General features: G+C 37.2%; 25 protein-coding genes, 2 pseudogenes and 2 other annotated features. Of the genes and pseudogenes, 7 read left to right on the top strand and 20 right to left on the bottom strand.

The features are described 5' to 3' along the window. Position 1 precedes the first annotated feature (1 nt). On the bottom strand, positions 2-1,291 hold the full coding sequence (locus KV696_RS04515) for a DUF308 domain-containing protein (protein WP_219966989.1): 1,290 nt from the start codon (positions 1,289-1,291) through the stop codon (positions 2-4). An 803-nt stretch (positions 1,292-2,094) separates the two neighbouring features. Between KV696_RS04515 and KV696_RS04510 the strand changes: the two genes are divergently transcribed. Beyond that, a complete protein-coding gene (locus KV696_RS04510; RefSeq protein ID WP_173304495.1) occupies positions 2,095-3,240 on the top strand; it encodes a low temperature requirement protein A in 1,146 nt (381 codons plus the stop codon). A 524-nt stretch (positions 3,241-3,764) separates the two neighbouring features. Here the strand turns inward: KV696_RS04510 and mgaSpn are convergent. After that, positions 3,765-5,243: a virulence factor transcriptional regulator MgaSpn gene (gene mgaSpn, locus KV696_RS04505; RefSeq protein WP_219966988.1), complete on the bottom strand. Its 1,479-nt coding sequence runs from the start codon at positions 5,241-5,243 to the stop codon at positions 3,765-3,767. 289 nt (positions 5,244-5,532) lie between these two features. Here mgaSpn and KV696_RS04500 point away from each other — a divergent pair. The 5 genes and pseudogenes from KV696_RS04500 (at position 5,533) to KV696_RS04480 (ending at position 7,481) form a co-directional block, all read left to right on the top strand. Further along, positions 5,533-5,769: pseudogene (locus KV696_RS04500) on the top strand (GlsB/YeaQ/YmgE family stress response membrane protein). Positions 5,770-5,845: 76 nt separating this feature from the next. Continuing rightward, positions 5,846-6,418 carry an alkaline shock response membrane anchor protein AmaP gene (gene amaP / locus KV696_RS04495; RefSeq protein ID WP_219966987.1) on the top strand — a complete coding sequence of 191 codons (573 nt, stop codon included), beginning with the start codon at positions 5,846-5,848 and terminating at the stop codon, positions 6,416-6,418. A gap of 11 nt (positions 6,419-6,429) precedes the next feature. Beyond that, positions 6,430-6,600: a DUF2273 domain-containing protein gene (locus KV696_RS04490; protein WP_000455066.1), complete on the top strand. Its 171-nt coding sequence runs from the start codon at positions 6,430-6,432 to the stop codon at positions 6,598-6,600. A 38-nt stretch (positions 6,601-6,638) separates the two neighbouring features. Beyond that, on the top strand, positions 6,639-7,247 hold the full coding sequence (locus KV696_RS04485) for an Asp23/Gls24 family envelope stress response protein (protein WP_173254548.1): 609 nt from the start codon (positions 6,639-6,641) through the stop codon (positions 7,245-7,247). Between the two features lie 30 nt (positions 7,248-7,277). Next, positions 7,278-7,481, top strand: a complete 204-nt coding sequence (locus KV696_RS04480) for a CsbD family protein (RefSeq protein WP_000109954.1) — start codon at positions 7,278-7,280, stop codon at positions 7,479-7,481. 115 nt (positions 7,482-7,596) lie between these two features. Here KV696_RS04480 and KV696_RS10455 read toward each other — a convergent pair. Beyond that, a pseudogene (locus KV696_RS10455) lies at positions 7,597-7,869 on the bottom strand (transposase); the annotation flags it as partial. 33 nt (positions 7,870-7,902) lie between these two features. Further along, a complete protein-coding gene (locus KV696_RS04470; RefSeq protein WP_219966986.1) occupies positions 7,903-8,358 on the bottom strand; it encodes a GNAT family N-acetyltransferase in 456 nt (151 codons plus the stop codon). Between the two features lie 69 nt (positions 8,359-8,427). Between KV696_RS04470 and KV696_RS04465 the strand changes: the two genes are divergently transcribed. Continuing rightward, positions 8,428-9,087 carry a prepilin peptidase gene (locus tag KV696_RS04465; protein ID WP_219966985.1) on the top strand — a complete coding sequence of 220 codons (660 nt, stop codon included), beginning with the start codon at positions 8,428-8,430 and terminating at the stop codon, positions 9,085-9,087. Here KV696_RS04465 and trpA read toward each other — a convergent pair. The 16 genes from trpA to galE all read right to left on the bottom strand — a co-directional run bounded on the left by trpA (position 9,059) and on the right by galE (position 25,459). Beyond that, on the bottom strand, positions 9,059-9,835 hold the full coding sequence (gene trpA, locus KV696_RS04460; protein WP_219966984.1) for a tryptophan synthase subunit alpha: 777 nt from the start codon (positions 9,833-9,835) through the stop codon (positions 9,059-9,061). The two genes, KV696_RS04465 and trpA, sit on opposite strands and share 29 nt — an antisense overlap. Next, positions 9,828-11,051, bottom strand: coding sequence for a tryptophan synthase subunit beta (gene trpB, locus KV696_RS04455; protein ID WP_219966983.1), 1,224 nt, complete (start codon positions 11,049-11,051; stop codon positions 9,828-9,830). Before trpB (KV696_RS04455) ends, trpA begins: the two co-directional genes overlap by 8 nt. Beyond that, the gene (locus KV696_RS04450) at positions 11,029-11,628 is read right to left on the bottom strand and encodes a phosphoribosylanthranilate isomerase (RefSeq protein WP_219966982.1); all 600 of its coding nucleotides are present in this window, start codon (positions 11,626-11,628) and stop codon (positions 11,029-11,031) included. Before KV696_RS04450 ends, trpB (KV696_RS04455) begins: the two co-directional genes overlap by 23 nt. After that, positions 11,615-12,382 (bottom strand): indole-3-glycerol phosphate synthase TrpC, encoded by a 768-nt coding sequence (gene trpC / locus KV696_RS04445; protein WP_023943867.1) that lies wholly within the window; start codon positions 12,380-12,382, stop codon positions 11,615-11,617. The genes KV696_RS04450 and trpC overlap by 14 nt, the downstream gene beginning before the upstream one ends. After that, positions 12,379-13,383 (bottom strand): anthranilate phosphoribosyltransferase, encoded by a 1,005-nt coding sequence (gene trpD / locus KV696_RS04440; protein WP_023943869.1) that lies wholly within the window; start codon positions 13,381-13,383, stop codon positions 12,379-12,381. The genes trpC and trpD overlap by 4 nt, the downstream gene beginning before the upstream one ends. A gap of 10 nt (positions 13,384-13,393) precedes the next feature. Beyond that, entirely contained in the window at positions 13,394-13,960 is a 567-nt protein-coding gene (locus KV696_RS04435; protein WP_049491312.1) for an aminodeoxychorismate/anthranilate synthase component II, read from the bottom strand. Then, complete coding sequence (gene trpE / locus KV696_RS04430; RefSeq protein WP_219966981.1) at positions 13,957-15,318, bottom strand: anthranilate synthase component I; 1,362 nt, start codon at positions 15,316-15,318, stop codon at positions 13,957-13,959. Before trpE ends, KV696_RS04435 begins: the two co-directional genes overlap by 4 nt. 71 nt (positions 15,319-15,389) lie before the next feature. Next, positions 15,390-15,615: a binding site (T-box leader), on the bottom strand. Then, on the bottom strand, positions 15,612-16,793 hold the full coding sequence (gene trpB / locus KV696_RS04425; RefSeq protein WP_219967055.1) for a tryptophan synthase subunit beta: 1,182 nt from the start codon (positions 16,791-16,793) through the stop codon (positions 15,612-15,614). It overlaps the preceding feature by 4 nt. Positions 16,794-16,856: 63 nt before the next feature. Continuing rightward, positions 16,857-17,082 (bottom strand) — a binding site (T-box leader). Positions 17,083-17,302: 220 nt separating this feature from the next. Continuing rightward, a complete protein-coding gene (locus tag KV696_RS04420; protein WP_033679774.1) occupies positions 17,303-18,298 on the bottom strand; it encodes a LacI family DNA-binding transcriptional regulator in 996 nt (331 codons plus the stop codon). A gap of 124 nt (positions 18,299-18,422) precedes the next feature. Continuing rightward, the gene (locus tag KV696_RS04415; RefSeq protein WP_235181552.1) at positions 18,423-18,824 is read right to left on the bottom strand and encodes a hypothetical protein; all 402 of its coding nucleotides are present in this window, start codon (positions 18,822-18,824) and stop codon (positions 18,423-18,425) included. Between the two features lie 160 nt (positions 18,825-18,984). Further along, positions 18,985-19,695, bottom strand: coding sequence for an MgtC/SapB family protein (locus KV696_RS04410; RefSeq protein WP_001149044.1), 711 nt, complete (start codon positions 19,693-19,695; stop codon positions 18,985-18,987). A gap of 2 nt (positions 19,696-19,697) precedes the next feature. Then, positions 19,698-21,389, bottom strand: coding sequence for an ABC transporter permease (locus tag KV696_RS04405; RefSeq protein WP_219966980.1), 1,692 nt, complete (start codon positions 21,387-21,389; stop codon positions 19,698-19,700). Between the two features lie 11 nt (positions 21,390-21,400). Beyond that, on the bottom strand, positions 21,401-22,411 hold the full coding sequence (locus KV696_RS04400) for an ABC transporter ATP-binding protein (RefSeq protein WP_000589137.1): 1,011 nt from the start codon (positions 22,409-22,411) through the stop codon (positions 21,401-21,403). A gap of 102 nt (positions 22,412-22,513) precedes the next feature. Next, positions 22,514-23,581, bottom strand: coding sequence for an extracellular solute-binding protein (locus KV696_RS04395; RefSeq protein WP_000738377.1), 1,068 nt, complete (start codon positions 23,579-23,581; stop codon positions 22,514-22,516). Positions 23,582-23,605: 24 nt separating this feature from the next. After that, positions 23,606-24,265: a DUF1868 domain-containing protein gene (locus KV696_RS04390; RefSeq protein WP_130885614.1), complete on the bottom strand. Its 660-nt coding sequence runs from the start codon at positions 24,263-24,265 to the stop codon at positions 23,606-23,608. Positions 24,266-24,448: 183 nt separating this feature from the next. After that, positions 24,449-25,459, bottom strand: a complete 1,011-nt coding sequence (galE, locus tag KV696_RS04385) for a UDP-glucose 4-epimerase GalE (RefSeq protein WP_057487890.1) — start codon at positions 25,457-25,459, stop codon at positions 24,449-24,451. Between the last annotated feature and the right edge of the window lie 3 nt (positions 25,460-25,462).

Below are 25,462 nucleotides of genomic sequence, written 5' to 3'. Positions count from 1 at the left end.
CTTAATAAACATGTTTAGATACGACTATACTATTTGGTTTTTCAAACTCTCGATTAAGGTAGGCTTGGTAAGTTCCTGGAGCGATAAATCCTTTGGGTGAGAGGATATCGGTGCCAGCCTGACCGACTATGGTATCAGCCAAGAGCACACAGTTTGTAGATAAGACAAAGTAGGATTTAAACTTAGATTTGATAAATTTATAAAGTTCCCCATCTGTCTCATGTCTGATTTTATAAGCGTAGGTGTAGTCTTCCTTACCATCACCTGTCATGATTTTATCTGCACTTGGCTCCCATGGAATCGTCAGTTGTTTCAATTCAGCCAACTTTTTCTGAACTGCTTTTTCCATTTCAGGCGTCAAATCTATCCCATAACCAAAAAGCGTTTTTTGACTCTCACGTTTACATAGGTCAATGTACTTGTCACGATCACAGAAATATAAGACACCATCTCCTACCATGCCAAATAAGGTCTCAGAAGACGGATCATAGTTGCCATAAGAAATAACACGGCCTTGATAGCAGATATCCACATGACCAATAGCTGAAAACAGGGAGGTCTCAGCTGTATGAACAAAAATTTCTAGCTCTGCTGTCTTACCAGACTTCACTATTCCAAGATGGATATCTTCTTCCTCATCAGCATTTTCCAGCATAAATTTGTTAATTTTTGCTAAAGTTCTTGCAGGGATGAGAGCGGCTAGGACAATAGGTAAGCTAATTCTAATGCGACGTTTGAGATGGTTTTTCCCAATTTCCCCTTCAAATAAGAAACCGTCACGGATATTGGACACACCATAAAGGAAAAAATAAGCCCCTAAAACAAAGAGTTGAAAGACAGAATTTCCTGTAGAGGACAAAAGACTAGTCCCACCAAGAAAAACTAGTACGAGTCCATCTAGTAAGAGACGAAAACGAGGTCGAATTTTGTTTTTGCGGTAGAGAACATAGGTGACAAGGTTAATACTAGCATGAAAAATCTGATAAACTCCAATCACAAGAGCCAAAATATAAATCGGCACATCCGTCGCAAGATTGGAGCCAAGCAAATATCCCAGCACTAACAATTTAACCAGTGCAACTCCCAAGGTGTCCGTTGACTGACTTTTTTTGAAAATACGTAATACTAAATCTAAGACCGTTGCTATCCAAGCTAAAAACAGAACCAGGCGAATAACTGTTACTGGCAACCAAGTCCCCGTGACCATCAAGATGAGACCTAGCAGAACAAACAAGAACCCCTGAGCAAGTAATTTCTTACCTGTCAGACCTAAAGATAGAATTTTCGCCATATAAAAACCTTTCAACAATAAAAATTAAACACTCCGATTAAACTGACTAGTAAATAGCCAACACTACAAACAGCCTGTGCCAGCAACATATGGTGACTAGAAATGACTGTAGTAATGTCACCATCTTGTCTTATGCACTTCTAAAATTTGTTATATTGATTAGAAACCAGAGCTTATAAAAACTAGCTAAACTCGAGAGATAGACACAATTGCGACGAAAAAATGTATAACCAATTCAACTTGTTAAGGTAAGAAAGCATTATTTCCAATCTATTAATTATTCATCTATTACCTATTATGACACAATATTCCCTATAGTTCAACTTTTTACTTGTTTTTATATTACACGGACTAAAAAGTTTTCAACAGTTGATTGCATTTGTTTTAATAAGTTTTAACCTTTCTTGGTTAGATAAAAAAAGAACCATACAGTTTAGAATCTGTATGGTTTTTGCCCCACTTTTGTCCCATTTTTAAATCATGACATTGAAAATACCTAAAATCACTTATATTTCAATATTTTTAATTGCTCTCAATATGAAAGTCCTTTCCAAATCCCTGTAGGGGGCATCTAAATACAACAGGAAAAAGCCTTGATTTACTAGGCTTTTTTGTGTAGTCTTAGCACTAAAAACGATAGAAAAAGCGGCCCTTCTGTACTGACCCCAAAAGTTGGACAGAAAAAACCTAACTTTTGTGGCGCAGTTCATTAGCGCCACATAAAGTTATTTAAGCATCTCCTTTTCTCTCATTACCATTTTCTGTTATAATAAATTGTACTTCTAAAATAGAAAGGTCTTAAGATGACAACTCTTATTAAACATAAACGTGTAGAATTTTCAGAACTTTTTTATGACTTAGTTTTTGTTTTTGCAATTTCAAAAGTAACTACTTTAATCGACCATCTTCATAACGGTATTTTGACTTGGAATTCTTTCCTTGATTTTTTCATTGCTATTTTGGTTCTCATCGATTCCTGGATGATTCAAACCGATTATACCAATCGCTATGGAAAGAACTCTTTATTTAACATGGTAATCATGTTTATCAAAATGGGACTTTTACTCTTTATAGCCAATATGATTGGACCTGATTGGCAACAATATTTTCATTATCTCTGTTGGGCTATTGGTACATTAACCCTTACCTTATTTTTTCAATATTTGGTTGAATTTTTTAGAAAATCAACCGATGATGTTGAACGGGAAAGTATCAAAGATTTTCTATGGATAACAGGTCTAGGAAGTTTAGGAGTCTATCTAGCAGCTCTTCTTCCTATTTACGTTAGAGTCTATATCTTCTTTGCTAGTATTCTGTTTATCTTTATTATGCCAAGTATCTTGCTTAATAAAGATAAGCATTACCAGGTAAATCTCCCCCATTTAATCGAGCGCATCTCCCTTCTTGTCATTATTACGTTTGGAGAGATGATTACGAATCTAGCTAACTTCTTTACAATCGAGAATTTCTCGATTTATTCGGTTCTTTATCTCATTATTATGATTTCTCTGTTCTTGTTTTATTTTGGTCAATTCGACCATGCTATTGATGAAAAATCTAATCAAAAGGGACTATTTCTAATTTACAGTCACTATCCTATTTTCATTGGACTTATGATGATGACTGTATCGATGAGTTTTCTTCAGAATCCTGAAGCTAATCGTCTCTTTGCAACCAGCTTCTCTTATATCGGATTTGGCCTCTTTCAAGCTGCTGTCCTAGTAAATGGGCCCTATAACAAACACTATCTTCGCTATTCGAAAAGTTACTACTGTGTCCAAGCGACACTCTATCTGGCTGCCTTTATTCTCTCTTTAATCTTTGCTTCTAATCCTATAATAGTAGTGAGTATAACAACCATTTTAGCTCTAGCTATAGCCATTCATTTTATTTATTTTTATATGACACAGAATAAAAAATATTCCAAATCTAACTGGGAGTTATTTTAATGAGTTTATAACATTAAAAAGCTTTGGGAACCAAGGCTTTTTTTCATTAATTTGTTTTTCCATTTTATCCTCCGATTTGAACTCGCACTGACATTTATTTATAACAAAACTATATATCTAGAATAGCATAATCATTAGGTATTATAGGTTTTCAAACCAAATACGAGTCATTCGTTTTTGCCCCACTTTTGCCCCATTTTTAAATCCTGACATTGAAAACACCTAAAAGTATTTCCCTAAAATCAGCTATATTTCAACATTTTTGTTTATTTTCAATATGAAAAGTTCTTACAAATCCATGTAGGGGGCATCTACATACAACAGGAAAAGCCTTGGAATCAAGGTTTTTTTCGTATCTTCTACAAAAAAAGCAAGAGTTTTAGAGGACTATGACTCTAGATGTACATTTTACTTAAATGACTGAAGGTCTTTTCTTAACAAAAACACCCCAAAAATTAGATTTTTTCTGTCTAACTTTTGAGGTACAGTTCAAAACGCGAAATAGCATTTTTTATTTTAGGTTACTAATCTAATCGAATAAACATCATTGCGTTAAGCAAAGAGATGAGAGCGACTGTATTGACATTATTTGAATAGATCAGTCTCTTATTTTCAATCGGAGGAATAATAAAATTAGAAATGATGATATCATAAGGCGATTCTTCTAAAGATTCCTTTGATAATTCTAATTCAGTCCAAACTTCAAGTTCAAAATTGTTGCTGCAATAATAAGAAAGTGTCTCTGCAACGGATTTTGCATGATACTGATCAAAATTACTCATAACCAGAACCTTCAGCTTTGGCTGATTTTGTAGTAAATTAAGCACCAAATGTTTGGTATGAGTGATGAAGGTATAAGATAGATGATTTACCATCATTGAACTAGAACAAACCTCAAGAGTCTCTAAATAATGAGAAAGCTCTTTTTTTACATCTGAAACAAATTTAGGGAAAATATTTTGAAAATTCCTGATTGTATTCCCTTTTTGATCAAATAAAATAAACTCAGTGGACAACTCTTGACGATACAGATGTGCGGTATTATGCAGATGCCAAATCAGATTATCCTTATTCTCAATCTCAATCTGATACTTGACTGAAATCTGATCAATAAAATCACTCAATAGATGGTAAGATTTTTCAACATAGCTATCCTTTTTTACGCATTTCATAAAGAGACTTTCATCTATGAAAAACATTTTTTGAAAGTAAGACACAAATAATTGGCAAACAACTTCTTCATCTAAAGAGATATTGTATTCTAATTCAAAATTCTTAGCAACACCTTCTATTCCTTCTGCCTGCATTAAAAAATCCAAACTTTGATCGTTAAAAGAGTCTTTCTCTACTTCCATGAAATGACCAAACTTTATTCTATATAGGTTCGTAACTAGGAGCAACTTTAGCATTCTATGAGTTGACAAATTCATTGGAAAGCTTGTTTCCTTATAAACCAATTCTAACAATTGAGATAGGGGCTCTGATGAAAAATTTTCAAATGGCCATTCTAGGAAATAATATTTTTCTGAAAAATATTGTGCAAAAAAGTAACGAATATCTCTCTCATTTCCAATGATTTGAACAGGGGTCAGACTGATTTCAAATTGAAATTGCCTTTTAATCACTTTATTGATTTGGCTAATAATACGATAGAGCGAAGATGAACTGATATAAAATTCTTTACAAATACTCTCAGCTTGACAACCTTCATTAAAGAAGACAAATTCTAAAATTGAAAAATGAGTTGAATGCTTAAAGAAATGATGGTAAACCATTTCAATATCACTATCATCGGTATTAATAATGCGTATACCATTAGTAGAAGAATGAAAAATCAAGTCAGGAAAAGCAGATTTAACATGGGATAGATCATCTTTGACTGCACGTTCTGTACAATTTAGTAACTCTGCTAGTTCAGAACGATGAAACCATCGTTTATGTTCAAATAATAATTCTAATAATTCTAATTGCCTATGACTTTTTTTAGATAATAAATCTCTCATGAATGTCTTTCTCTCTTTATAAATTATCGGATTTCACCTCTTGCAATTATACCACAAAGAATAGGTATAACATGCTGTAACGACTTTTCCTAAAATCTTTTATTTCGTATAATAACACTACGGAGTCAATATATAAACAATTTTCTTATTTTACCGTCTATTGAGGGCGTGAATACAGAATCAAATTCAAGTCGAAAGAGTATATTTTTAATTTTAAAAATTATATAATAGCAACAATCAAAGGAATTGATTTATTTTTTGATATTAAAATAAAAAAGGAGGGTAAGCAATATTGTGGTCAATCATTGCTGGAGGTCTGATTGGACTTGTAGCAGGTAGAATCACTAAAAAAGGTAGTTCTATGGGAATCGTCGCAAATGTATTCGCTGGTTTAGTCGGGTCATCTGTAGGATAATCCCTCTTAGGTAGTTGGGGCCCATCCATCGCTGGAATGGCTTTGATCCCATCTATTGCAGGAGCAGCAATTGTTGTTACTGTAGTATCATTCTTTACAGGTAAAAAATAATTACTTGTAGAATAAACTATTTTTAAATAGATTAGACGGGTAAAAATAGTTTAATGTTAAATCGAAAGGATTGTATATGTCAAAAACAAAGAAAATATTTTTAATTATTTTCTGTATTTTAACCTTGACAATTTTCCTTCCTGTTTTGATAGATTATCATCAAGTTAGTGATCTAGGCATTCAGCTATTTAGCTGGAGACAGAATCATTTTGTTGAATTCTATCTCTCTAGATATATATTCTGGGGGATAGTGGCTCTATCAACTTTAGTTTTGTTATCGATGTTAGTTGTGTTGTTTTATCCTAAACGTTATTTGGAAATTCAACTTGAAACTAAAAACGATACATTAAAATTAAAGAATTCGGCAATTGAAGGTTTTGTTAGAAGTTTGGTGAGTGATCATGGATTGATCAAGAACCCAACTGTTCATGTAAATTTACGAAAAAATAAATGTTTCGTTCATGTAGAAGGTAAAATTCTTCCTTCGGACAACATCGCTGACAGATGCCAAATAATTCAAAGTGAAATAACTAATGGATTGAAGCAGTTTTTTGGTATTGAGCGTCAGGTTAAACTAGAAGTTCTAGTAAAAGACTACCAGCCTAAACCAAAGCCTCAAAACAAAAAGACTGTTAGTCGTGTGAAGTAAGGAAGTAAAAAATGGAATGGCTTAAACAATATCGATATCCAATTATCGCTGGTCTCATAGGCGTATTTCTCGCTTGTTTGATTGTCTCCTTTGGCTTCTTCAAAACAATATTTGTATTGATTTTAGGAGCACTGGGAGTTGCAGCTGGATTATATATCGAAAAAAACTATATAGATAAATAAAAAAATAAAAATTACTAATTTAATTAAAGGAGTTTCATATGTCAAACGAAAAAAACACAAACACTAACGTAGAAAAGAAAGATGCTACTGTTGTAGCTCACGAAATCAAAGGGGAACTTACTTACGAAGATAAAGTTATCCAAAAAATCATTGGTCTGTCACTAGAAAACGTTTCAGGTCTTTTGGGAATCGACGGTGGTTTCTTCTCAAATCTTAAAGAAAAAATCGTTAACAGCGATGACGTAACAAGTGGTGTTAACGTAGAAGTTGGTAAAACACAAGTTGCAGTTGACTTAAACGTTATTGTTGAGTACCAAAAAAATGTTCCAGCTTTATATTCAGAAATCAGAGAAATCGTATCTTCAGAAGTTGCTAAGATGACTGACTTGGAAGTTGTTGAAATCAACGTAAACGTTGTCGACATCAAAACTAAAGAACAACATGAAGCAGACTCAGTAAGCCTTCAAGATCGCGTATCTGACGTTGCTGAATCAACAGGAGAATTCGCTTCAGAACAATTCGAAAAAGCTAAATCTGGTCTTGGATCTGGTTTCTCAACTGTTCAAGAAAAAGTTAGCGAAGGTGTAGAAGCTGTTAAAGGTGCAGCAACTGGTGTAGTATCTCACGAAAAAACTCGTGTAAACTAATATAAAATAAATATAACAGGAGAAATTATCATGTCAGTAGAAGAAAAATTAAATCAAGCTAAAGGTTCTATTAAAGAAGGTGTTGGGAAAGCCATCGGTGATGAAAAAATGGAAAAAGAAGGAGCAGCTGAAAAAGTTGTTTCTAAAGTAAAAGAAGTTGCTGAAGATGCCAAAGACGCTGTAGAAGGTGCTGTAGAAGGTATCAAAAACATGTTGAGTGGCGACGATAAATAAGGATAAAAGTTACTTTATCTTTTTAGTAACATTAGTCAAAAGAGTCTGAGTCAATATGATTCTCAGAAAACAAAAAGCTAGAGATTTCCAATTGCGAAACTCTAGCTTTTTAATTTCACCTCTTTCTCTTATTATATTTCAGCAGGTTGTTGACCATGAGTACAAATCCCATGTCAATTCTTACTTGACGCTTACCTCTCAGATAACATCTCTTATAACCCAAACAAACCTTTATCTGCCCAAAGACAGATTTCATATCAATCTTACGTTTAGCGAAAATTTATCTACCCTTGAAAGATAAAAGTGCCTGATATTCTTTAGTTTTTAAACACCGGTAACGTTCATTCATATACAGTCCCTTTTGAGGGGCTGATTCAGGTTCATCATCGCAGTCAAGATTGATTTCAAGGCTGTTTGCTTTCTATCTCCCCTTTTTCATGATGTATTTTCGTATAGGTGTTTCAACCATTTGAACGATTTCAAATCCTTCTTTTTGGTAAAGATTGTAAGCTGTGTGATTTGCCTCGTAAACATTTAGAGAAATAGTATCTATGTCTTCATTTTCAAAGGCCAAACTAACAAATTTCCTTAAAGCCTGACTACCTAAGCCCTGCCCCTGTTTCTGAGGGTTGATAAAAAATCTCCCGATATGAAGATTCCTGCCTTCTAGCCTGATTTTCTGGATAAGCCCCACAAACTCTTGTCCTTCAAAGATTGAAAAGATTCCTTCCAAATCTTGCAAGACTTGAATTGTCAAGGGAAAAGGAATCATTGTTCCCATCCATTGTTCTTGAAAGGATTTGCCAAGGGAGTTGGACCATTGGCATACGAGCTGAGCGTTTTCTATACTCACCTTTTCTTCAAAACGAATTATCATCTTGACCTCACCACCTTATCTATGTTTCTCCATTATACTACTTCTCCTATTTTTTACGAATAAATAAGTATGATTGATCTTTATTATTTTCTTGTCGGGAGCATTCTCGCTTCCTTTCTTGGTTTGGTTATTGACCGTTTCCCAGAACATTCCATTATCCGACCGGCTAGTCACTGCGATTCCTGTCAGACTCGCTTGCGTCCGTTAGATTTGATTCCGATTCTCTCGCAGGTGCTCAATCGCTTTCGCTGTCGCTACTGCAAGTCTCCTTATCCAGTCTGGTATGCCCTTTTGGAACTAGGCTTAGGGCTCCTCTTTCTGGCTTGGTCTTGGGAATTGCTTTCCTTGAGTCAAGTCATCCTAATAACTGCGGGTTTGACCTTGGGCATCTACGACTTGCGCCATCAGGAATACCCCTTACTGGTCTGGATTGTCTTTCATCTACTCCTAATGGTCTGCTCTGGCTGGAATCTGGTCATGTTCTTCTTCCTTGTCCTTGGAATTTTGGCTCATTTTATCGATATCCGAATGGGCGCAGGGGATTTTCTCTTTTTAGCTTCTTGTGCACTCGTCTTTAGCGCAACAGAATTACTCATCTTGATTCAGTTTGCTTCTGCGGCGGGGATTCTAGCCTTTCTCCAGCAAAAGAAAAAGGAAAGACTTCCTTTTGTGCCTTTCCTCTTACTCGCTGCTTGTGTGATTATTTTTGGTAAGCTACTGCTTGTCTGATAAAGTCCTCAATTGACTCTCCTTCATGGAGAGCTTTTACAATTTTCGAACCAACGATAACACCATCTGACACCGCATTGAAGCGTTCTACATCAGCTTGACTAGATACACCAAATCCTGTCAATACTGGAATGTCGGCAACTTGATGCAATTGTGCCAAGTGCTTGTCCAAATCTGCGCGGTAATTGCCTGATTTCCCTGTCACCCCATTGATAGCAACGGCATAGACAAAGCCTTCTGCCCCTTCAATCAATTCTTTTTGACGCTCAATCCCTGTTGTCAAACTAACTAGGGGAATCAAAGCGATATCTGTACCCACCAAAAATGGCTCTACAAAGTTGGCATGTTCATGAGGCAGGTCTGGGATAATCAAGCCCTTAACCGCTGTATCTGCCAAATCTTTGACAAAATTCTCCACACCGTACTGAAAGAGGGGGTTAAAGTAGGTCATGATGACAAGTGGTACTTCTGTTTCAATGGTTTTCAAGGTTTCAACCAAAGCTTGTGTCGAAGTACCATGAGCTAGACTGCGCAAGCCAGCTTCTTCGATAACAGGCCCATCCGCAACTGGGTCTGAAAAAGGAATGCCCACTTCAATGGCAGAGACTCCCAAATCTTCTAAAAAGTGGATTGTTTCTCCGAGTCCATCCAAACCTTTCTCGTGGTCTCCAGCCATGATATAGGGAACAAAAATTCCCTTTCCAGCTGCTTTTATAGCGTTTAATTTTTCTGTTAGTGTCTTAGGCATGAGCTTCTCCCTTCTTTGCTGCATCTGCTTCCAAGCGGTCTTTGACTTGAACCACATCCTTGTCCCCACGACCTGATAGACAGACAATCATGGACTTGTCTGGTCCAAGTTCTTTGGCCAATTTCACTGCAAAAGCGATAGCATGGCTAGATTCTAGGGCTGGGATAATCCCTTCCACACGAGACAAGAGCTGGAATCCTTCCAAGGCTTCCCCGTCAGTCACAGGAACATAGCTGGCACGTTTGATATCATGGTAATGAGAATGTTCTGGACCGATACCAGGATAGTCCAAACCTGCCGAGATAGAGAAGGCTTCAAGAATTTGACCATGGGCATCTTGGAGCACATCCATAAGGGAACCGTGAAGGACACCTGGGCGACCCTTAGTCAAGGTAGCTGCGTGGTGCTCTGTATCCACACCAAGTCCTGCTGCTTCAGCTCCATACATAGCTACAGACTCATCTTCTACAAAGGGATGGAAGAGACCGATGGCATTAGAACCACCGCCAACACAGGCTACTAGGGCATCTGGCAGATCTTGACCTGTCAAATCGCGGTACTGTTGTTTAGCCTCTCGACCAATAACACTCTGGAAGTCACGAACGATTTCTGGGAATGGATGAGGCCCCAAGGCAGAACCAAGGATATAGTGGGTATCATCGATATTAGCTACCCATGAACGAAGGGCTGCATTGACTGCATCCTTGAGCACGCGCGAACCATCTGTCACTGCCTCGACCTTAGCTCCCAAAAGCTCCATACGGAACACATTAAGGGCTTGGCGTTTGACATCTTCCTCACCCATGTAGATAGTACATTCCATGTTAAAGAGGGCTGCAGCAGTTGCAGTTGCCACACCGTGCTGACCAGCACCTGTTTCTGCGATAATTTTCTTTTTACCCATACATTTAGCCAGAAGAACTTGTCCCAAGGCATTGTTAATCTTATGGGCCCCTGTATGGTTGAGGTCTTCACGTTTAAGATAAATCTTGGCTCCGCCAATATGCTGGGTCAAGTTTTTTGCGTAGTAAAGAGGAGTTTCACGCCCCACATACTGGCGCAAGAGTTGGTTTAATTCCTCTTGGAAACTTGGGTCTGCCTGACTTTCACGATAGGCCTTCTCCAACTCCAAAACTGCTGTCATCAATGTTTCTGGGACGAAACGTCCACCGAATTTTCCGTAAAATCCATCTTTATTTGGTTCTTGATATGCCATTCTTTACCCTCTCTATAAATCTTCTAATCTTTTTATGATCTTTTTGTCCATCTGTCTCCACTCCGCTTGATACATCTACTGCATAGGGAGTAAAGTGTTGAATTGCTTTTACTACATTGTCTTCATTAAGCCCACCTGCGATAAAGAAAGGCTGAGTTAGTCCAGTCGTATCCAGTTGAGCCCAGTCAAAGGTCTGGCCACTCCCAGCCACAGGGGCATCAAAGAGTAGATAATCTGCCTGAGAATGGGGCACATGACCCTCTCCATCCACCTGCACAGCCTGAATACTGGCACAAGGCAAATTCTCAAATAAATCATCTGCCACCTGACCGTGAACTTGAACCAAGTCCAAGCCAACTTTGTCAATGACTTCTAGCAGTTCTGCCCAACTTGGTGAAACAAATACACCAACCTTTTTGACATCTGCAGGAATGAGCTTTGCCAGCTCAGCTGCCTGATCCAAGGTCACCTGTCTTTTACTAGGTGCAAAGACAAAACCGATGTAGTCGGCTCCTGCTGAAACAGCTGTCTCTACCGCTTCTTTAGTAGATAATCCGCAAATTTTAACCTTTGTCAATCTGCAACTCCTTGATTCTCTGGGCTACATCTTCTGCCTGCATGAGAGCTGTCCCTACTAAAATTCCGTTAAAGTATGGCGCTACTCGTTCCGCATCCTGCCCTGTGAAAATAGCAGATTCAGAAATGTACAAGCAATCATCTTTGAAATGTTTAGCCAAATCTACACTGGTCTGCAAGTCAACTTCAAAGGTGGTCAAGTTGCGATTATTGACCCCAATAATCTCAGCACCAAGTCTGTGAGCTACCTCTAGTTCAGCTAGATTGTGGGTCTCCACCAAGACTTCCAACCCAAGCTCTGTCGCGTAGTCATACAGTTCTTTGAGACGTTCTTCTGACAAGGCAGCCACAATGAGCAAGATGACTGTCGCACCCGCATTGCGAGCACGGATGATTTGCTTTTCATCGATGATAAAGTCCTTGTTGAGCGTTGGAATCTGTACCTGACTGGAAATCTCCCGTAGATAATCCAAATGACCTTTAAAGAAAACTTCATCTGTCAGAACAGAAATCATCACTGCTCCGTTCGCTTCATAAGTCTGGGCCTGTTGCACAATATCCACATCGAGGTTGATATCTCCCAGACTAGGGCTAGCCTTCTTGACTTCAGCGATTACCTTCAAGCGGTCTTGGTGTTGTTTTAGATAGTCAGCCAAGCGATAGGTCTGGCGCAGGGGCTGGATTTCCTCCAGCTCCATCTGCTCAACCTCACGCGCCTTCTGCTCCAAGATTCGTGCTAAAAATTCCTGACTCATTTTTGGTACTCCTGTAAAAGTCTGAGTTTTTCAAGGGCCTTGCCACTAGCAATGACTTCGCGGGCCAAGGCAACTCCTTCCTTGATGCTAGCTACCTTACCATTAGCATAGAAACCAAGACCAGCATTTAAAACTGTCGTTTCCAAGAATGGACTTGGTTCATTTTTAAGAACGCTAAGCAAAATTTCTGCATTTTCCTGAGCATTGCCTCCACGAATATCTTCGATAGCGTAGCGCTCCATTCCCAAATCCTCTGGAGTAAAGCTTGATAAGGTGATTTCGCCATTTTCAAGAAGTGCAATCTTGGTTGTTCCGTTCAAGCCAGCTTCATCCAGTCCTTCTGGCCCAGCAACTACGATGGCACGTTTGCGACCCATATTTTTCAAAACCTGAGCTGTACTTTCTAGAAGTTCTGGACGACTAATTCCAAGAAGCTGTGTTTCCAAAGCCATTGGGTGAATCAGTGGACCAGTCAAGTTCATAATCGTTGGAATTCCTAGTTCCAAACGAGCTGGCATAATGTATTTCATAGCTGGATGCATATTTTTAGCAAAGAGAAAGACGATTCCAGTTTTATCAAAGACCTTACCTAGTTCAGCTGGTTTGAGGTCTAGGTTGATACCCAAGGCTTCGAGGACATCTGCGGAACCAGATTTAGAAGAAATCGAGCGGTTACCGTGTTTTGCCATGTGAACACCACCACCAGCCAAGACAAAGGCTGCAGTTGTGGAAATATTAAAACTGAAAGACTTGTCCCCACCTGTACCACAGTTGTCCATGGCATCATGAATTTCAGTTGGAATATGTTGGGCATGCCCTCTCATGACTTGGGCAATGGCTGTGCGTTCTTCAGGTGTTTCCCCCTTCATCTTAAGAGCCAAAAGGAGAGAAGCAATCTGCGCCTCAGTAACACGCCCAGTTACAATACGCTCAATGACATCCGTCATTTCCACACCTGATAAATTTTCAAATTTTGCTAGTTTTTCAATAATCTCTTTCATCCTAGTTTCCTCACTTTACAACCTTCTCGATAAAATTCCGAATAGAAGACAAGCCATCTGGCGTTCCGATACTCTCTGGATGGTACTGGAAGCCATAAATCGGTAGGTTTTTATGTTGAATTCCCATGATGGCTTGGTCATCAGTCGAACGAGCTGTCACTTCAAAGTCTTCTGGCATTTCTTCAATCAAAATACTGTGATAACGCATGACCGCACGGCCATCCTCGATACCTTTATACAAAACAGATGGCGCTTCAAAGCTGATATTGCTCTGTTTCCCATGCATGACTTTTGGAGCCAAACCTAACTTACCACCAAAGACTTCTGCGATAGCTTGGTGGCCCAAACAAATCCCTAAAATCGGCTTCTTGCCAGAAAAATCACGAATCATGTCTTCCATCTTTCCAGCATCAACTGGCCAACCAGGACCAGGAGAAAAGACCAGACCATCTGCTTTTTCAGCTTCTTCATACAGCTTGGGATCATCATTTCTCAAAACCTGAACTTCTGCAAAATTCCCAATGTATTGGGCCAAGTTATAGGTAAAAGAATCATAGTTGTCAATCAATAAAATCATGGTCTTAGTTCTCCAATTCTAGTCATAGATTTTGCTTTGTTAATGGTTTCTTGGTATTCGTTTTGGGCGATGGAGTCGTAGACAATCCCTGCCCCAGCCTGCACATAGGCTGTTTGATTTTTTAGAATCATAGTTCGGATGGCAATGGCAAAATCCATATCACCCGTCGCAGACAAGTAGCCGATTGCTCCTGCGTATACGCCACGTTTTTCTGTTTCTAGTTCATAGATGCGTCTCATAGCTCGAATTTTTGGCGCTCCAGAAACAGTTCCAGCAGGAAGTGTTGCTTTCAAGGCATCCATAGCAGTGAGTTCTGGAAGCAAACGCCCCTTGACCACACTGGTCAAATGCATGACATAACGGAAGAGCTCCACTTCCATATACTTAGTGACTTGGACACTTGCCGTTTCAGAGATGCGGCCGATATCATTACGCCCCAAGTCTACCAACATCCTATGCTCTGCTGTTTCCTTCTCATCCGAAAGCAGATCTGTCGCCAAGGCCTTGTCCTCTTCATCTGTAGCTCCTCTTGGTCGTGTTCCTGCAATCGGATTGGTTGTCACGATGCCATTTTTGACAGAAACCAAACTTTCGGGACTGGCACCGATGATTTGATAATCCCCAAAATCATAGAAATAGAGGTAATTAGATGGATTGGTCACGCGGAGATTTCTGTAGAAGTCAAATGGATTTCCAGTAACTTCTGCTGAGAAGCGCTGACTGAGCACGCATTGGAACATATCGCCATTACGAATCAAGTCACGAGCTGTTTCCACCATTTCCTCAAACTTCTGAGGAGCGATGTGGGGTTTGAAGTCAAGTGGTGATAAATCCAAGTCTTCAAATTCATTTGCTACAGGAATGCGTAATTCTTCAAGCACTTGGTTCAAGGCTTCTTCCAAGTCTTCTTGACTGCGCTCACTATAAAGTGCATCCTCGATGACATGGATTTTTTCCTTCTTGTGGTCAAAGACCATATAGCTCTCATAGACATAGAAATGCATGTCTGGTGTCCCAATTGTATCCTCAGGGATTTGACCAATTTCTTCATAAAGAGAAATCATATCGTAACCCACAAAACCAATGGCTCCTCCACCAAAAGGTAGGTCTGAATGGTGTTGGCTCTTATGAGTCACTTCATAAAGGAAATCCAAGGGATCACGATCAATCACTTGCCCATTTTGATAAAGAACTCCATTTTCAAACTTAATCTCAAAAACAGGATTATAGGCTAGGATAGAAAAACGAGCTGTTTCCTTGTCTCTCGGAATACTCTCTAAAATAACCTTGTGTTGCCCCTTTAGGCGCATATAAGCTAAGATTGGTGATAAGACATCTCCATGAATGATTCGTTCCATTGTAATTTCCCTTTCAGTTCTACTTCTAGTCCGTTGCGACTGTATGAAAAATCCCCACGCAAAATAACTTGCGTGAGGACGAAATTCGCGGTGCCACCTCAATTATAGGATTTCTCCTATCTCTCATTCCTGTCTCAGATACCTCCTGTAACAGGCTGTGCGATAAAGGGCACTCCCTTGAGAATTATGTTTTCTTCTCTCGTTTCAGATGGACCCAACCTTACAGCTTTCTCTGCTTGTTTCCAGCAACCACAAGCTCTCTGTGAGAGAAAAGACTGTAATTTTTCCATCTTTTATTTTTTAGCTTCTAGGTAGTCTGCAATAGCAGCTACGTCCTTGTCTCCACGACCAGAGACATTGATGATGATAATGTCGTCTTTACTTAGTTTCGGTGCACGTTTAACTGCTTCTGCGATAGCGTGCGAACTTTCAATCGCTGGGATAATTCCTTCAGTCTTGCTGAGAAGGAGGAGAGCCTGAACCGCTTCTTCGTCTGTCGCAGCCACATATTCCACGCGACCTGAATCTTTGAAGTAGGCGTGTTCTGGGCCAACCCCTGGATAGTCCAATCCAGCTGAGATAGAGTAAACTGGAGCTAGCTCTCCATCTTCCTTAAAGACTGCATAGGTCTTCATACCATCAACAATTCCGATACTACCTTTTGTCATAGTAGCTGCGTGCTTGTCTGTGTCGAGTCCGTGACCAGCAGCTTCAACCCCAACCAATTTAACTTCTTCATCAGCCACATACTGAGAAAAAGCACCGATGGCATTGGAACCACCACCTACACAAGCAATAACGTAGTCTGGTAAACGACCTTCTTTTTCTAAGATTTGACGGCGAGATTCTTCACTAATGACCTTTTGGAACTCATGAACAATGGTTGGATATGGGTGAGGTCCCACAGCAGATCCCAAAACGTAGAAGGCTTCCAAATCATTCATCCATGCTCCAAAGGCTGCATCAACAGCATCTTTGAGGGTACGAGTCCCTGTTTCAACTGCGTGAACAGTTGCTCCCATCATCTCCATACGGAAAACATTGAGACGTTGACGTTCCACATCCTCTGCTCCCATGTAGACATCACAGGCCATACCAAACTTGGCTGCAGCCGCTGCAGTCGCAACACCGTGCTGACCAGCTCCTGTTTCTGCGATTACTCGTTTTTTGCCCATGCGTTTGGCCAAAAGAATTTGTCCTAAAACGTTATTGAGTTTGTGAGAACCAAGATGGTTAAGGTCTTCGCGCTTGAGATAAATCTTAGCGCCACCTAAGTGTTCTGTCAAACTTTCTGCAAAATAGAGCGGTGTTTCGCGACCTGAATAATCCTTCAAGTAATGGCGAAATTCTGCCAAAAACTCTGGATCATCCTTATACTTGTCAAATGTCACTTCCAACTCATCCAACAAAGCCTGAATCGGCTCCGGTACAAAACTACCACCAAATTGTCCAAAATAACCTTTAGTTGTCATAATTTTTTCCTCTTTCAGTATTGATTTCAAGATATGAAAAAAGCCCACACACAGAATATACTTCCATGTGAGGGCGTTGGTAACGCGGTGCCACCTCAATTATAAAGGGATTATCCCCCTTTACATCTCTGCCTTGTCTAACAACAAGTTGCACTGTAAGGTGTGCGCACCGAATTTTCATTGTTTCAAATTCATTTTTAAAATCAGCCCACTTTCACTATTTCCAACCACCTGTTCACAATCACCACAGGCTCCCTGAAGATCAAAAATAGTTACTTTTCTGATTTGTTGAACTTATTTTAATACTTTGTTTTTTCTTTGTCAAGACTTTTTTACAATTTTTTTGAAAGATGTGTGATTCGAATGTGATAATGTCTTTAGTAAATCGAACGTGAAAATGTCCCACTTGTTAGAAATTGGATCCAACTCAATAGAAACTGAATGGAGGCTAAACAGAACTTACTTTAGAACACTCCATCTTTTCCATTAGGATTTTCAAGAATTAAACAATACTAGAAACTCTGTCTCCTAACAAGTTTAGTAGAAACTTCAACAGATGTGACACTTTCCCCCTTTATAATTGCTAATACCCCTTCAATCATTTCTTGAGCTAATTTAACATAATTAGGAGAAATTGTAGATAAAGCAGGAGTGTAATACTGTGAAATTGGAATATTATCAAATCCAACAACGGATATATTATCCGGAATCGCTATTCCTTTTTCGTAACACGCACGAATTAGTCCCTGAACTTTTTCATCGCCTGAAACAAATATAATATCTGGATAATTTCCAAAAGACAAATCATTCACAGCAAAGGAATAAACTGACTCTATTGTAGTTAAACCATAAACTACCTTCAAATCCATAGAATAATTATTATCCTTTAAAAAAGTTCTCACTCCTCTCTCTCGATCCTTATTTACATAAGACTCACCTCCCATAAGTAACCACATATCTTTAAAATTCTTTTCCAAAACTACTTTCATCATATCATAAGTAGCTTGAAAGTTATTGTTAGATACGTAAACTACTCCAGGTGTTTGAGACTCTCCAAAGACAATGAAAGGCATATTATTTTTCTTTAAATATTGGATTCGAATATCATTCTCCCACTCATAAAAGACAATCACTCCATCTACAAGGCTACCAATACTTGAAATAATTGAATTACTAATCGAATCTTCCTCTCCAAAATATTCAACAATAGCATTTACTCCAAATTGTCTACAAGTTTGTAAAACTTTATCTAAAAGTGTTTGAAACCAGATTAAAGGAAAAGAATCAATCTTCTTCACAGATATTAAAATATTCGTGGTTTCTTTTTTCGTTAAATTCTGAGCATAGGCATTTGGAATATAGGATAACTCATCGATGACTTTTTTTATGGCATTATAAGTCTCAGGTTTTACTCTATTCCCTCCATTTATTACACGTGAAACTGTCTTTGGAGAAAAACCAGACAAACGTGCAATATCATATATCGTTACCTTTTTCCCTTTTTCCATTAAAATACTCCTGTCATAAACCTTCACTATAACTATACAATATTTAAATTATTTTAACAAGAAAATTACATTCTAATCTTTTAATCTAGTTTACATCTGGAGGAAATACTTCACTAAATCTACATTAACTTTCAGTACTAGTAACATAAATTTTACAATTCAATTCACTGTTTTGTACTATTTTGTAAACTGCATTACAAATCATCGGATAAGAAAATACACTACCTGAAAATTCCAAGGAATCATTTTCAGTAAATCCTTCTGTATTTAGAAATGTATTCATTATCTGTTCAATATAACACTCTAATATGGGAACAGCTTTCTCCTTAACAATAACATTTCTAAGCATTTCTTCAAATGGTAAATGACAAGCGAACACCATCTCACAAACATCATAAAATGAATGGAAGTGGTATACCTGTATGAGATTATAGTCATCAAAATAAGTTATTTTTCCTGCATCAAAATCCACTTTATATACTCTCAAATTAGTTAGATCCTTTTCTTCAAAAATTATTATGGACACCTCTAAAAACTACCGATTTTCTATTTTTATTGCTCAGAAAACGTTGATACATCAATGTTTAAAAGTATTGAAATTGAGTTTTTAGATGTGCCCTTATATTTCTTATTATTTAAAGAAAACAAAAGGACTAGAATAATCCGTCCCTTTGTTTATCCCTAGATTAGCTGATTTCCTCAACATAAATCACACCAACAATATTAGCAATTTCTTCCATTAGTTTAAGGTGCTCAAATCTACCTGATAATTCCAGAGTAATAAATGACGCGATTTTTTTGTCTGGAACATCAAAATATTCAATTCTTTCTGAATTAACATCTCCAAATGCAGTTCTAGAATCAGTCATTCTAATGCCATTCTCAGCACAGTATACTAGTACCCGATTATATGCCTCTGTAGATCTAACAACGATATACAATTCGATTATCTTTGAACGACTTTGAAGATATTTTTTTAAAGGTTGGAACATAGTTATAACACTCCAAACAGACATTGCTCCTAGTATGGCTCCTTCATAAAAACCAACACCAATAGCTAGACCAATTCCAGCTGAAGCCCATATTCCGGCTGCAGTTGTTAAACCAGTTATTTTCTTTTTATCTGTAATAAGTATTGTTCCAGCCCCAAGAAAACCAACACCTGATATAACCTGCGCACCTAAGCGTGTAGGATCTCCTGTACCAAATTTATAAGATACATACTCATTAGTCATCATAATTAAACATGCAGCCAGACAAACAATACTATGTGTACGAATACCTGCTGGTTGAGATTTACTTCCTCTCTCTAAACCAATTACACCACCAATAACTAATGAAAGTACAATTCTTAATACAATTTCGATATATGATAGTCCTAAGCTTGTTGCTTGCATTATTATTTCCTTTTTCTACTAACTGGTCTCTGAGTAAAGTATAAAACAGAACCAGAAATTATCATTAATACAATAGTATAAACGAATACAAGTGCTTGAGCATTTGAAGTTGCTGTTTCATCACCTGCTGAACGAATAGTTATACCCAGTGGTTGAGCTAATGGATGGTAAAGAAATACAGATAAGTCGAAGTCAGTTAATAAAGAGTTAAAGTTTAAAGCAATAACAGAGAGAACAACCGGTAGAATAAATGGAATGATAACCTTCATCATAGTATAAAAAGGTGAAGCACCCATACTTCTTGCTGCATCTTCCATCTCATCATCAACACTAAATAAAATAGCACGTACCATTCTATAAGAAAATGGGATTTTTACAACTATATATGCAATAAGTAGAATTATCAAACTACCTACCAAAATCTGATTCAAGACAAGAAATTGTGGCTGATTAAAAGTAAATAATAAACTTACTGCTAAAAGTGTACTTGGTAGTAACCAAGGAAGTAGAGCACCATATTCAAATAAGAAATCAAAACGAGATTTATGTTTTCTGACAACACGAGCAAATACAACTGCGAGAATTGTTGCTGTTGTCGCAGCAATAATAGAATAAATAAAGCTGACCAAGAATGGAGAGAATGCCGCACTATTACTAAAGAATAAGCGATAATTTTCTAAAGTAAAGTTTGATAATGTTAAGTTACCTGTTTGAATTGCAACTGGATCTGTAAATGAGTATAATACTATAAAAATTAGTGGAAGCATGAAAACTGTGAACAATCCATATGCTACAATGTGAGCAATGATATTCCAAGGCTTAGATGCAATTTTTTGTTTTTTAAGAGGCGCTTTAGTCTTAGAGATAGAAATATAATTTCCACCTTTTTCTATCTTATTCATGATAGTAAGCAAAATTGTAGTTGCAATACCTAAAATAATTGCAAGTAAGGCAGCTAAATCGCGAGAATTCCCCATCCCTGCAAATGTAATAATCATTGGATTTATAGTTTGAAATCCTTTACCACCAACAATCATGGGTGCTGCTACTGCAGACAAACCACTAAGAAAAACCATAATAGTAAGTGCAAATAGAGTTGGAATTAAGGTTGGTAACACTACTTTTCGGAAAACAGTAAATGGTTTTGCTCCCATATTTCGTGCAGCCTCAATAGTGTGATAGTCAACGCTTCGAATTGTATTTGTTAAAAACAATGTATGATTAGCAGTTCCTGAAAATGTCATAATGAATAAGACTGCACCATACCCAATAAACCAGTTAGGGTCTAAAGAAGGGATAACATTTTGTAAAAATTTTGTTATCAATCCATAAGGACCATAGACAAATTTATATCCAGTCGCTAAAACCACTCCTCCATAAATTAAAGAGGTCATATAGCCTAATTTTAAAATTTTAGCACCTTTAATATCAAAGTACTCTGTAAATAGAACACAAAGAATACCTACGACATTAACTGTAATAATGAGTGAAAATGCTAACTTAAAACTGTTCATAATACTCTGAAGTGCCCTCTCAGATTTTAGAACACGATGTACAGCTTCAAGGGAAAATTCTCCTCCTTTTACAAATACATTCACTACTAGATCAAAGTTTGGATAAATAATAAATGTTACTAGGAACCAGATTAACCCTAAACGAATAAGCCAATCTTTTAAATTTAATTTATGACGCATACTGCACCTCCTTAAAATTGCAGAACGTCTGATGGTGTGATAAATAAGTCCACACTTTCTCCGACAGATCTAATAGCAGCCTGACTATCAATACTTGTTACATTAAGAATCTGACTTTCAGAAACTTTTATTGTATAGTGAATTGTAACTCCAGAAAACTCAACATCAATAATTGTTCCTTTTAGAATGAAATCTTGTTCAGTTTCACGATTGAATCGAACTTTCTCTAATCGAATGTATCCTTTTTTATCTTCTAAGAAAACGCTTGCATTTTTAAGTAATACTTCGTGGACTGTTTCATCGGTCAAAACATTAATATCGCCAATAAAATCACATACAAATTCAGTTTGAGAATTATGATAAATCTCTACAGGTGTACCGACCTGTTCGATGTATCCATTGTTAAAGACTGCAATTCTATCAGATAAAGTTAAGGCTTCCTCTTGATCATGAGTAACATATAAAGTAGTAATACCTAACTCTTTTTGAAGTCTTTTCAACTCTTTTCTCAAATCTACACGTAATTTTGCGTCAAGGTTTGACAATGGTTCATCTAGACAAAGAATTTTAGGTTCAAGAACCAGAGCACGAGCCAATGCTACCCTTTGTTGTTGACCCCCAGATAATTCTGATACATTACGCTGTAACTGTTGATCAGAGATCTTAATTTTTGCTGCTACTGCTGATACTTTAGCTTTAATAACATCTGGAGCTACCTTCTTAACTTTTAAACCAAATGCAATATTATCAAAAACAGTCATAGTTGGAAATAGCGCATAAGATTGAAATACAATACCAATTCCACGCTTTTCAGGTTCCAAATGAGTGACATCTGTTCCATTAACTTCAATACTTCCTGATGATGGATCTAGAAAACCTACCAATGCTCTCAAAGTAGTTGATTTACCACATCCTGAAGGCCCAAGAAATGTAAAAAATTCCCCTTCATGTATATCTAAATTCAGATTATCAATTGCAACAAAATCACCATATTTAATTTGAATATTATCAAATTTAATCATCTCACTAACTCCCTCTATTACTAAACCAAAAGCCTCTCTTTATTTCTTCCATAAATTTAGAAATAATAGAGAGACTTGGACATAAAAATTAACTCTTATTTCTTATTGTACGTATTCTAATTCAGCTTTTTCTACCCATTCATCCAAATGCTTTCCAACAGCTTCCCAGTCAATATTTTGTGGTTTCACTTGATCAACAAATTTCTTAGTATCTTCTGGTAGATCTTTGAGGGCATCTTTATTTGCAGGAATAGATCCAAAGTTCTTACTATATTCTACTTGAATTTCTGATTGACCAAACCAATCAATAAATTCTTTAGCTAACGCTTGTTTTTTACTAGTGCTTAAAACCATAGTTTGTTCAGTTACAAATGGTACACCGATCTCAGGAGTCATAACTTTGAAAACAACATTTTGTTCTTTTTGTCCAACTAATGCACCAGAACCCCACATCATTCCATATTGTATTGGATCTTCTTTGTCTAACATCTTAACAATTGAACTTTCTCCCTTTTGAAGAGTGTATGCATTTTTCAAATATTCTTTTGCTACTTCCCAACCTTTTTCGGAAACACCTAATTCACCTTTATCATCAAGGTATCGAACTAAGATACTTGCTAGAATTGCACGTCCTGTACCACCTTGAAGACCAGAAATTGAATACTTACCTTTATACTTACTACCTAATTCAGTCCAATCTTTAGGCATTTCTTTTACATCAGGCGCCCCAATTAAAACTAATGGTTGAACAATCACAGGATTATAATAATTATCTTTATCGGATAAAGATTGATCAATTTTATCTAACCATTTAGGCTTGTACTGTACTAGTAATTTTTGATCTCTAATTTTATTTGAATCAACAGCACCAATTCCAAATACCATATCTGCAACTGCATTATTCTTCTCAGCAATAACACGGTCTGCTAATTGAGCGCCAGGGATATCAACCATTTTGATATTAAAACCAGCTTCTTTTGCTTTAGCAGTTAACCAATCACCACGACCATTTGAGACTGAGTTCGAATAGATTACTAGTTCTTGACTTTTATCAGCTTTTTCTTCAGATGAAGAAGCAGTCGTAGAATTTGAACCTCCAGAGCAAGCAGCAAGTGTAGTAAGAGCAACTCCCGTTGCAAGTACAGTAGACCAAACTTTCATTTTTTTCATGATAAGTTCTCCTTTTTTATTATTTTATTTAAATTTTTCATGATATGGAACAAATTGTCTCATATCTTCAAATACAGTATAGTCAATACGGTTTACAGTAATAGTTGGAATCTTCTCTAATAAAATTTCAGTTAATTCTGCTCTGACTTTAGTAAACTCTTCTTCCTCCTCTTCGGTTAGAGGAATCCGAAGATACCCAATTGAAATATGGAATTGATATCTATCATGATTTGGGAAACGAACACCTGCTTTTTCTGAGACATAAGTACGAATTTCTTCTAATCTCTTTGCAGAAGCTTCATCTGCAGGTTCAACTAGTATGTTTTGTTTCCCCATTTCAGTTACACGCATATGAATTTCTTCGTCCAACAATGGAAAAATGTCAAGTTGTTTAGCAAAGTAATCATGTATTTCCTGTAAAGGTGTATCTAGAGGAAGATTACTGCTCCAAAACTCCGTTTCACGATTTTCATGGCACAACAATTCAATTACAGTCATGTGAATAGAATTCCTTGGAGTTAAAGTAAACTTATCGATAAATGGTAATTCTCTATAACGTGATTGAATAATATCAACAACTTCCATCAAATCTTGTTTAGTATAAAGATTTGCTACAACTGTATTTCCAGGGAAATGATTGAATTCCCCATTCTCTTTGAACTTAATTTTTGTTAAGTTTTTCATATAAAGACCTTCTTTTTTATATTTGACATCGGTGTCATTATGTTTACATTATACAATGAAACCGTTTACTTTGTCAAGCGCTTTCAAACATTTTTTTAAAAAAATTTATCTTTCATTAAATATGCATTTCATTAAAAGGTTAAGTAATTTTTCCAAAATACAGCACTCATATAGACAGTATCATCAATTATAGCCATTGGGATTTTTTGATTGCCAATTCCATGTATCTCTACACATGTCTTCAATCGATTTTGTTGTCCTCCAATTTAATTCCTTATATGCTTTGTCTGCATTTGCATAACAAGTCGCAACGTCTCCTGATCGTCTTGGTACAATTTTATACGGAATTGGAACCTTATTAACACTTTCAAATGTATTTACAAGTTGTAATACACTTGTGCCTTCTCCTGAACCAAGGTTATAAATATAAACATCTGTTTTTTCAGATACTTTTTCTAAAGCTTTTATATGCCCTATCGCTAAATCCACTACATGGATATAATCGCGAACACCAGTACCATCTACCGTATCATAATCATCTCCAAAAACACTTAGCTCTGGTCGCTTACCTACCGCTACTTGTGCAATAAAAGGCATTAAGTTGTTAGGAATGCCTGATGGATCTTCTCCAATCAACCCCGACTCATGAGCACCAATCGGATTGAAATAACGAAGCAACGCAATACTCCACTCTGAATCTGCTACATGAACATCTTTTAAAATTTGTTCAAGCATCACTTTTGTGTACCCATACGGATTCGTTGCACTTGTCGGCATCGTCTCAATAAGGGGAGACTGATTGTGAACGCCGTATACAGTCGCACTCGATGAAAATACAATCTTTTTAACATTAAACTCTGACATCACTTCAACAAGAGCTAATGTGCTCATAATATTATTTTCGTAATACATTACAGGCTTTTGCACGGATTCGCCGACAGCTTTGTATCCTGCAAAATGAATTGCAGCCTCAATAGATTCTTGTTCAAAAACTTTTCTCAATCCTTGTTTATCACAAACATCTAATTCGTAAAACGCAGGACGTTGCCCTGTAATTGCTTCAATACGATCTAATACTAAAATGCTTGAGTTTGAAAGGTTGTCGACAATAACGACTTCCTTACCTAAATTTAGTAATTCTACTACGGTATGGCTACCAATATAACCAGCTCCGCCTGTTACCAATATTGCCATTTT

Origin of the sequence: Streptococcus humanilactis, assembly GCF_019448275.1 — a bacterium.
GTDB classification, from domain to species: Bacteria; Bacillota; Bacilli; order Lactobacillales; family Streptococcaceae; genus Streptococcus; species Streptococcus humanilactis.
The sequence above is the reverse complement of the archived record's forward strand: the minus strand, read 5'-3'. Positions and strand labels throughout refer to the sequence as shown.

What these genes read in the sequence shown, in the direction of transcription:
- KV696_RS04515 (WP_219966989.1), bottom strand. Translation starts at nt 1,291, where the DNA reads ATGGCGAAAATTCTATCTTTAGGTCTGACAGGTAAGAAATTACTTGCT.
- KV696_RS04510 (WP_173304495.1), top strand. Translation starts at nt 2,095, where the DNA reads ATGACAACTCTTATTAAACATAAACGTGTAGAATTTTCAGAACTTTTT.
- mgaSpn (WP_219966988.1), bottom strand. Translation starts at nt 5,243, where the DNA reads ATGAGAGATTTATTATCTAAAAAAAGTCATAGGCAATTAGAATTATTA.
- amaP (WP_219966987.1), top strand. Translation starts at nt 5,846, where the DNA reads ATGTCAAAAACAAAGAAAATATTTTTAATTATTTTCTGTATTTTAACC.
- KV696_RS04490 (WP_000455066.1), top strand. Translation starts at nt 6,430, where the DNA reads ATGGAATGGCTTAAACAATATCGATATCCAATTATCGCTGGTCTCATA.
- KV696_RS04485 (WP_173254548.1), top strand. Translation starts at nt 6,639, where the DNA reads ATGTCAAACGAAAAAAACACAAACACTAACGTAGAAAAGAAAGATGCT.
- KV696_RS04480 (WP_000109954.1), top strand. Translation starts at nt 7,278, where the DNA reads ATGTCAGTAGAAGAAAAATTAAATCAAGCTAAAGGTTCTATTAAAGAA.
- KV696_RS04470 (WP_219966986.1), bottom strand. Translation starts at nt 8,358, where the DNA reads ATGATAATTCGTTTTGAAGAAAAGGTGAGTATAGAAAACGCTCAGCTC.
- KV696_RS04465 (WP_219966985.1), top strand. Translation starts at nt 8,428, where the DNA reads ATGATTGATCTTTATTATTTTCTTGTCGGGAGCATTCTCGCTTCCTTT.
- trpA (WP_219966984.1), bottom strand. Translation starts at nt 9,835, where the DNA reads ATGCCTAAGACACTAACAGAAAAATTAAACGCTATAAAAGCAGCTGGA.
- trpB (WP_219966983.1), bottom strand. Translation starts at nt 11,051, where the DNA reads ATGGCATATCAAGAACCAAATAAAGATGGATTTTACGGAAAATTCGGT.
- trpC (WP_023943867.1), bottom strand. Translation starts at nt 12,382, where the DNA reads ATGAGTCAGGAATTTTTAGCACGAATCTTGGAGCAGAAGGCGCGTGAG.
- trpD (WP_023943869.1), bottom strand. Translation starts at nt 13,383, where the DNA reads ATGAAAGAGATTATTGAAAAACTAGCAAAATTTGAAAATTTATCAGGT.
- KV696_RS04435 (WP_049491312.1), bottom strand. Translation starts at nt 13,960, where the DNA reads ATGATTTTATTGATTGACAACTATGATTCTTTTACCTATAACTTGGCC.
- trpE (WP_219966981.1), bottom strand. Translation starts at nt 15,318, where the DNA reads ATGGAACGAATCATTCATGGAGATGTCTTATCACCAATCTTAGCTTAT.
- KV696_RS04420 (WP_033679774.1), bottom strand. Translation starts at nt 18,298, where the DNA reads ATGGAAAAAGGGAAAAAGGTAACGATATATGATATTGCACGTTTGTCT.
- KV696_RS04410 (WP_001149044.1), bottom strand. Translation starts at nt 19,695, where the DNA reads ATGCAAGCAACAAGCTTAGGACTATCATATATCGAAATTGTATTAAGA.
- KV696_RS04405 (WP_219966980.1), bottom strand. Translation starts at nt 21,389, where the DNA reads ATGCGTCATAAATTAAATTTAAAAGATTGGCTTATTCGTTTAGGGTTA.
- KV696_RS04400 (WP_000589137.1), bottom strand. Translation starts at nt 22,411, where the DNA reads ATGATTAAATTTGATAATATTCAAATTAAATATGGTGATTTTGTTGCA.
- KV696_RS04395 (WP_000738377.1), bottom strand. Translation starts at nt 23,581, where the DNA reads ATGAAAAAAATGAAAGTTTGGTCTACTGTACTTGCAACGGGAGTTGCT.
- KV696_RS04390 (WP_130885614.1), bottom strand. Translation starts at nt 24,265, where the DNA reads ATGAAAAACTTAACAAAAATTAAGTTCAAAGAGAATGGGGAATTCAAT.
- galE (WP_057487890.1), bottom strand. Translation starts at nt 25,459, where the DNA reads ATGGCAATATTGGTAACAGGCGGAGCTGGTTATATTGGTAGCCATACC.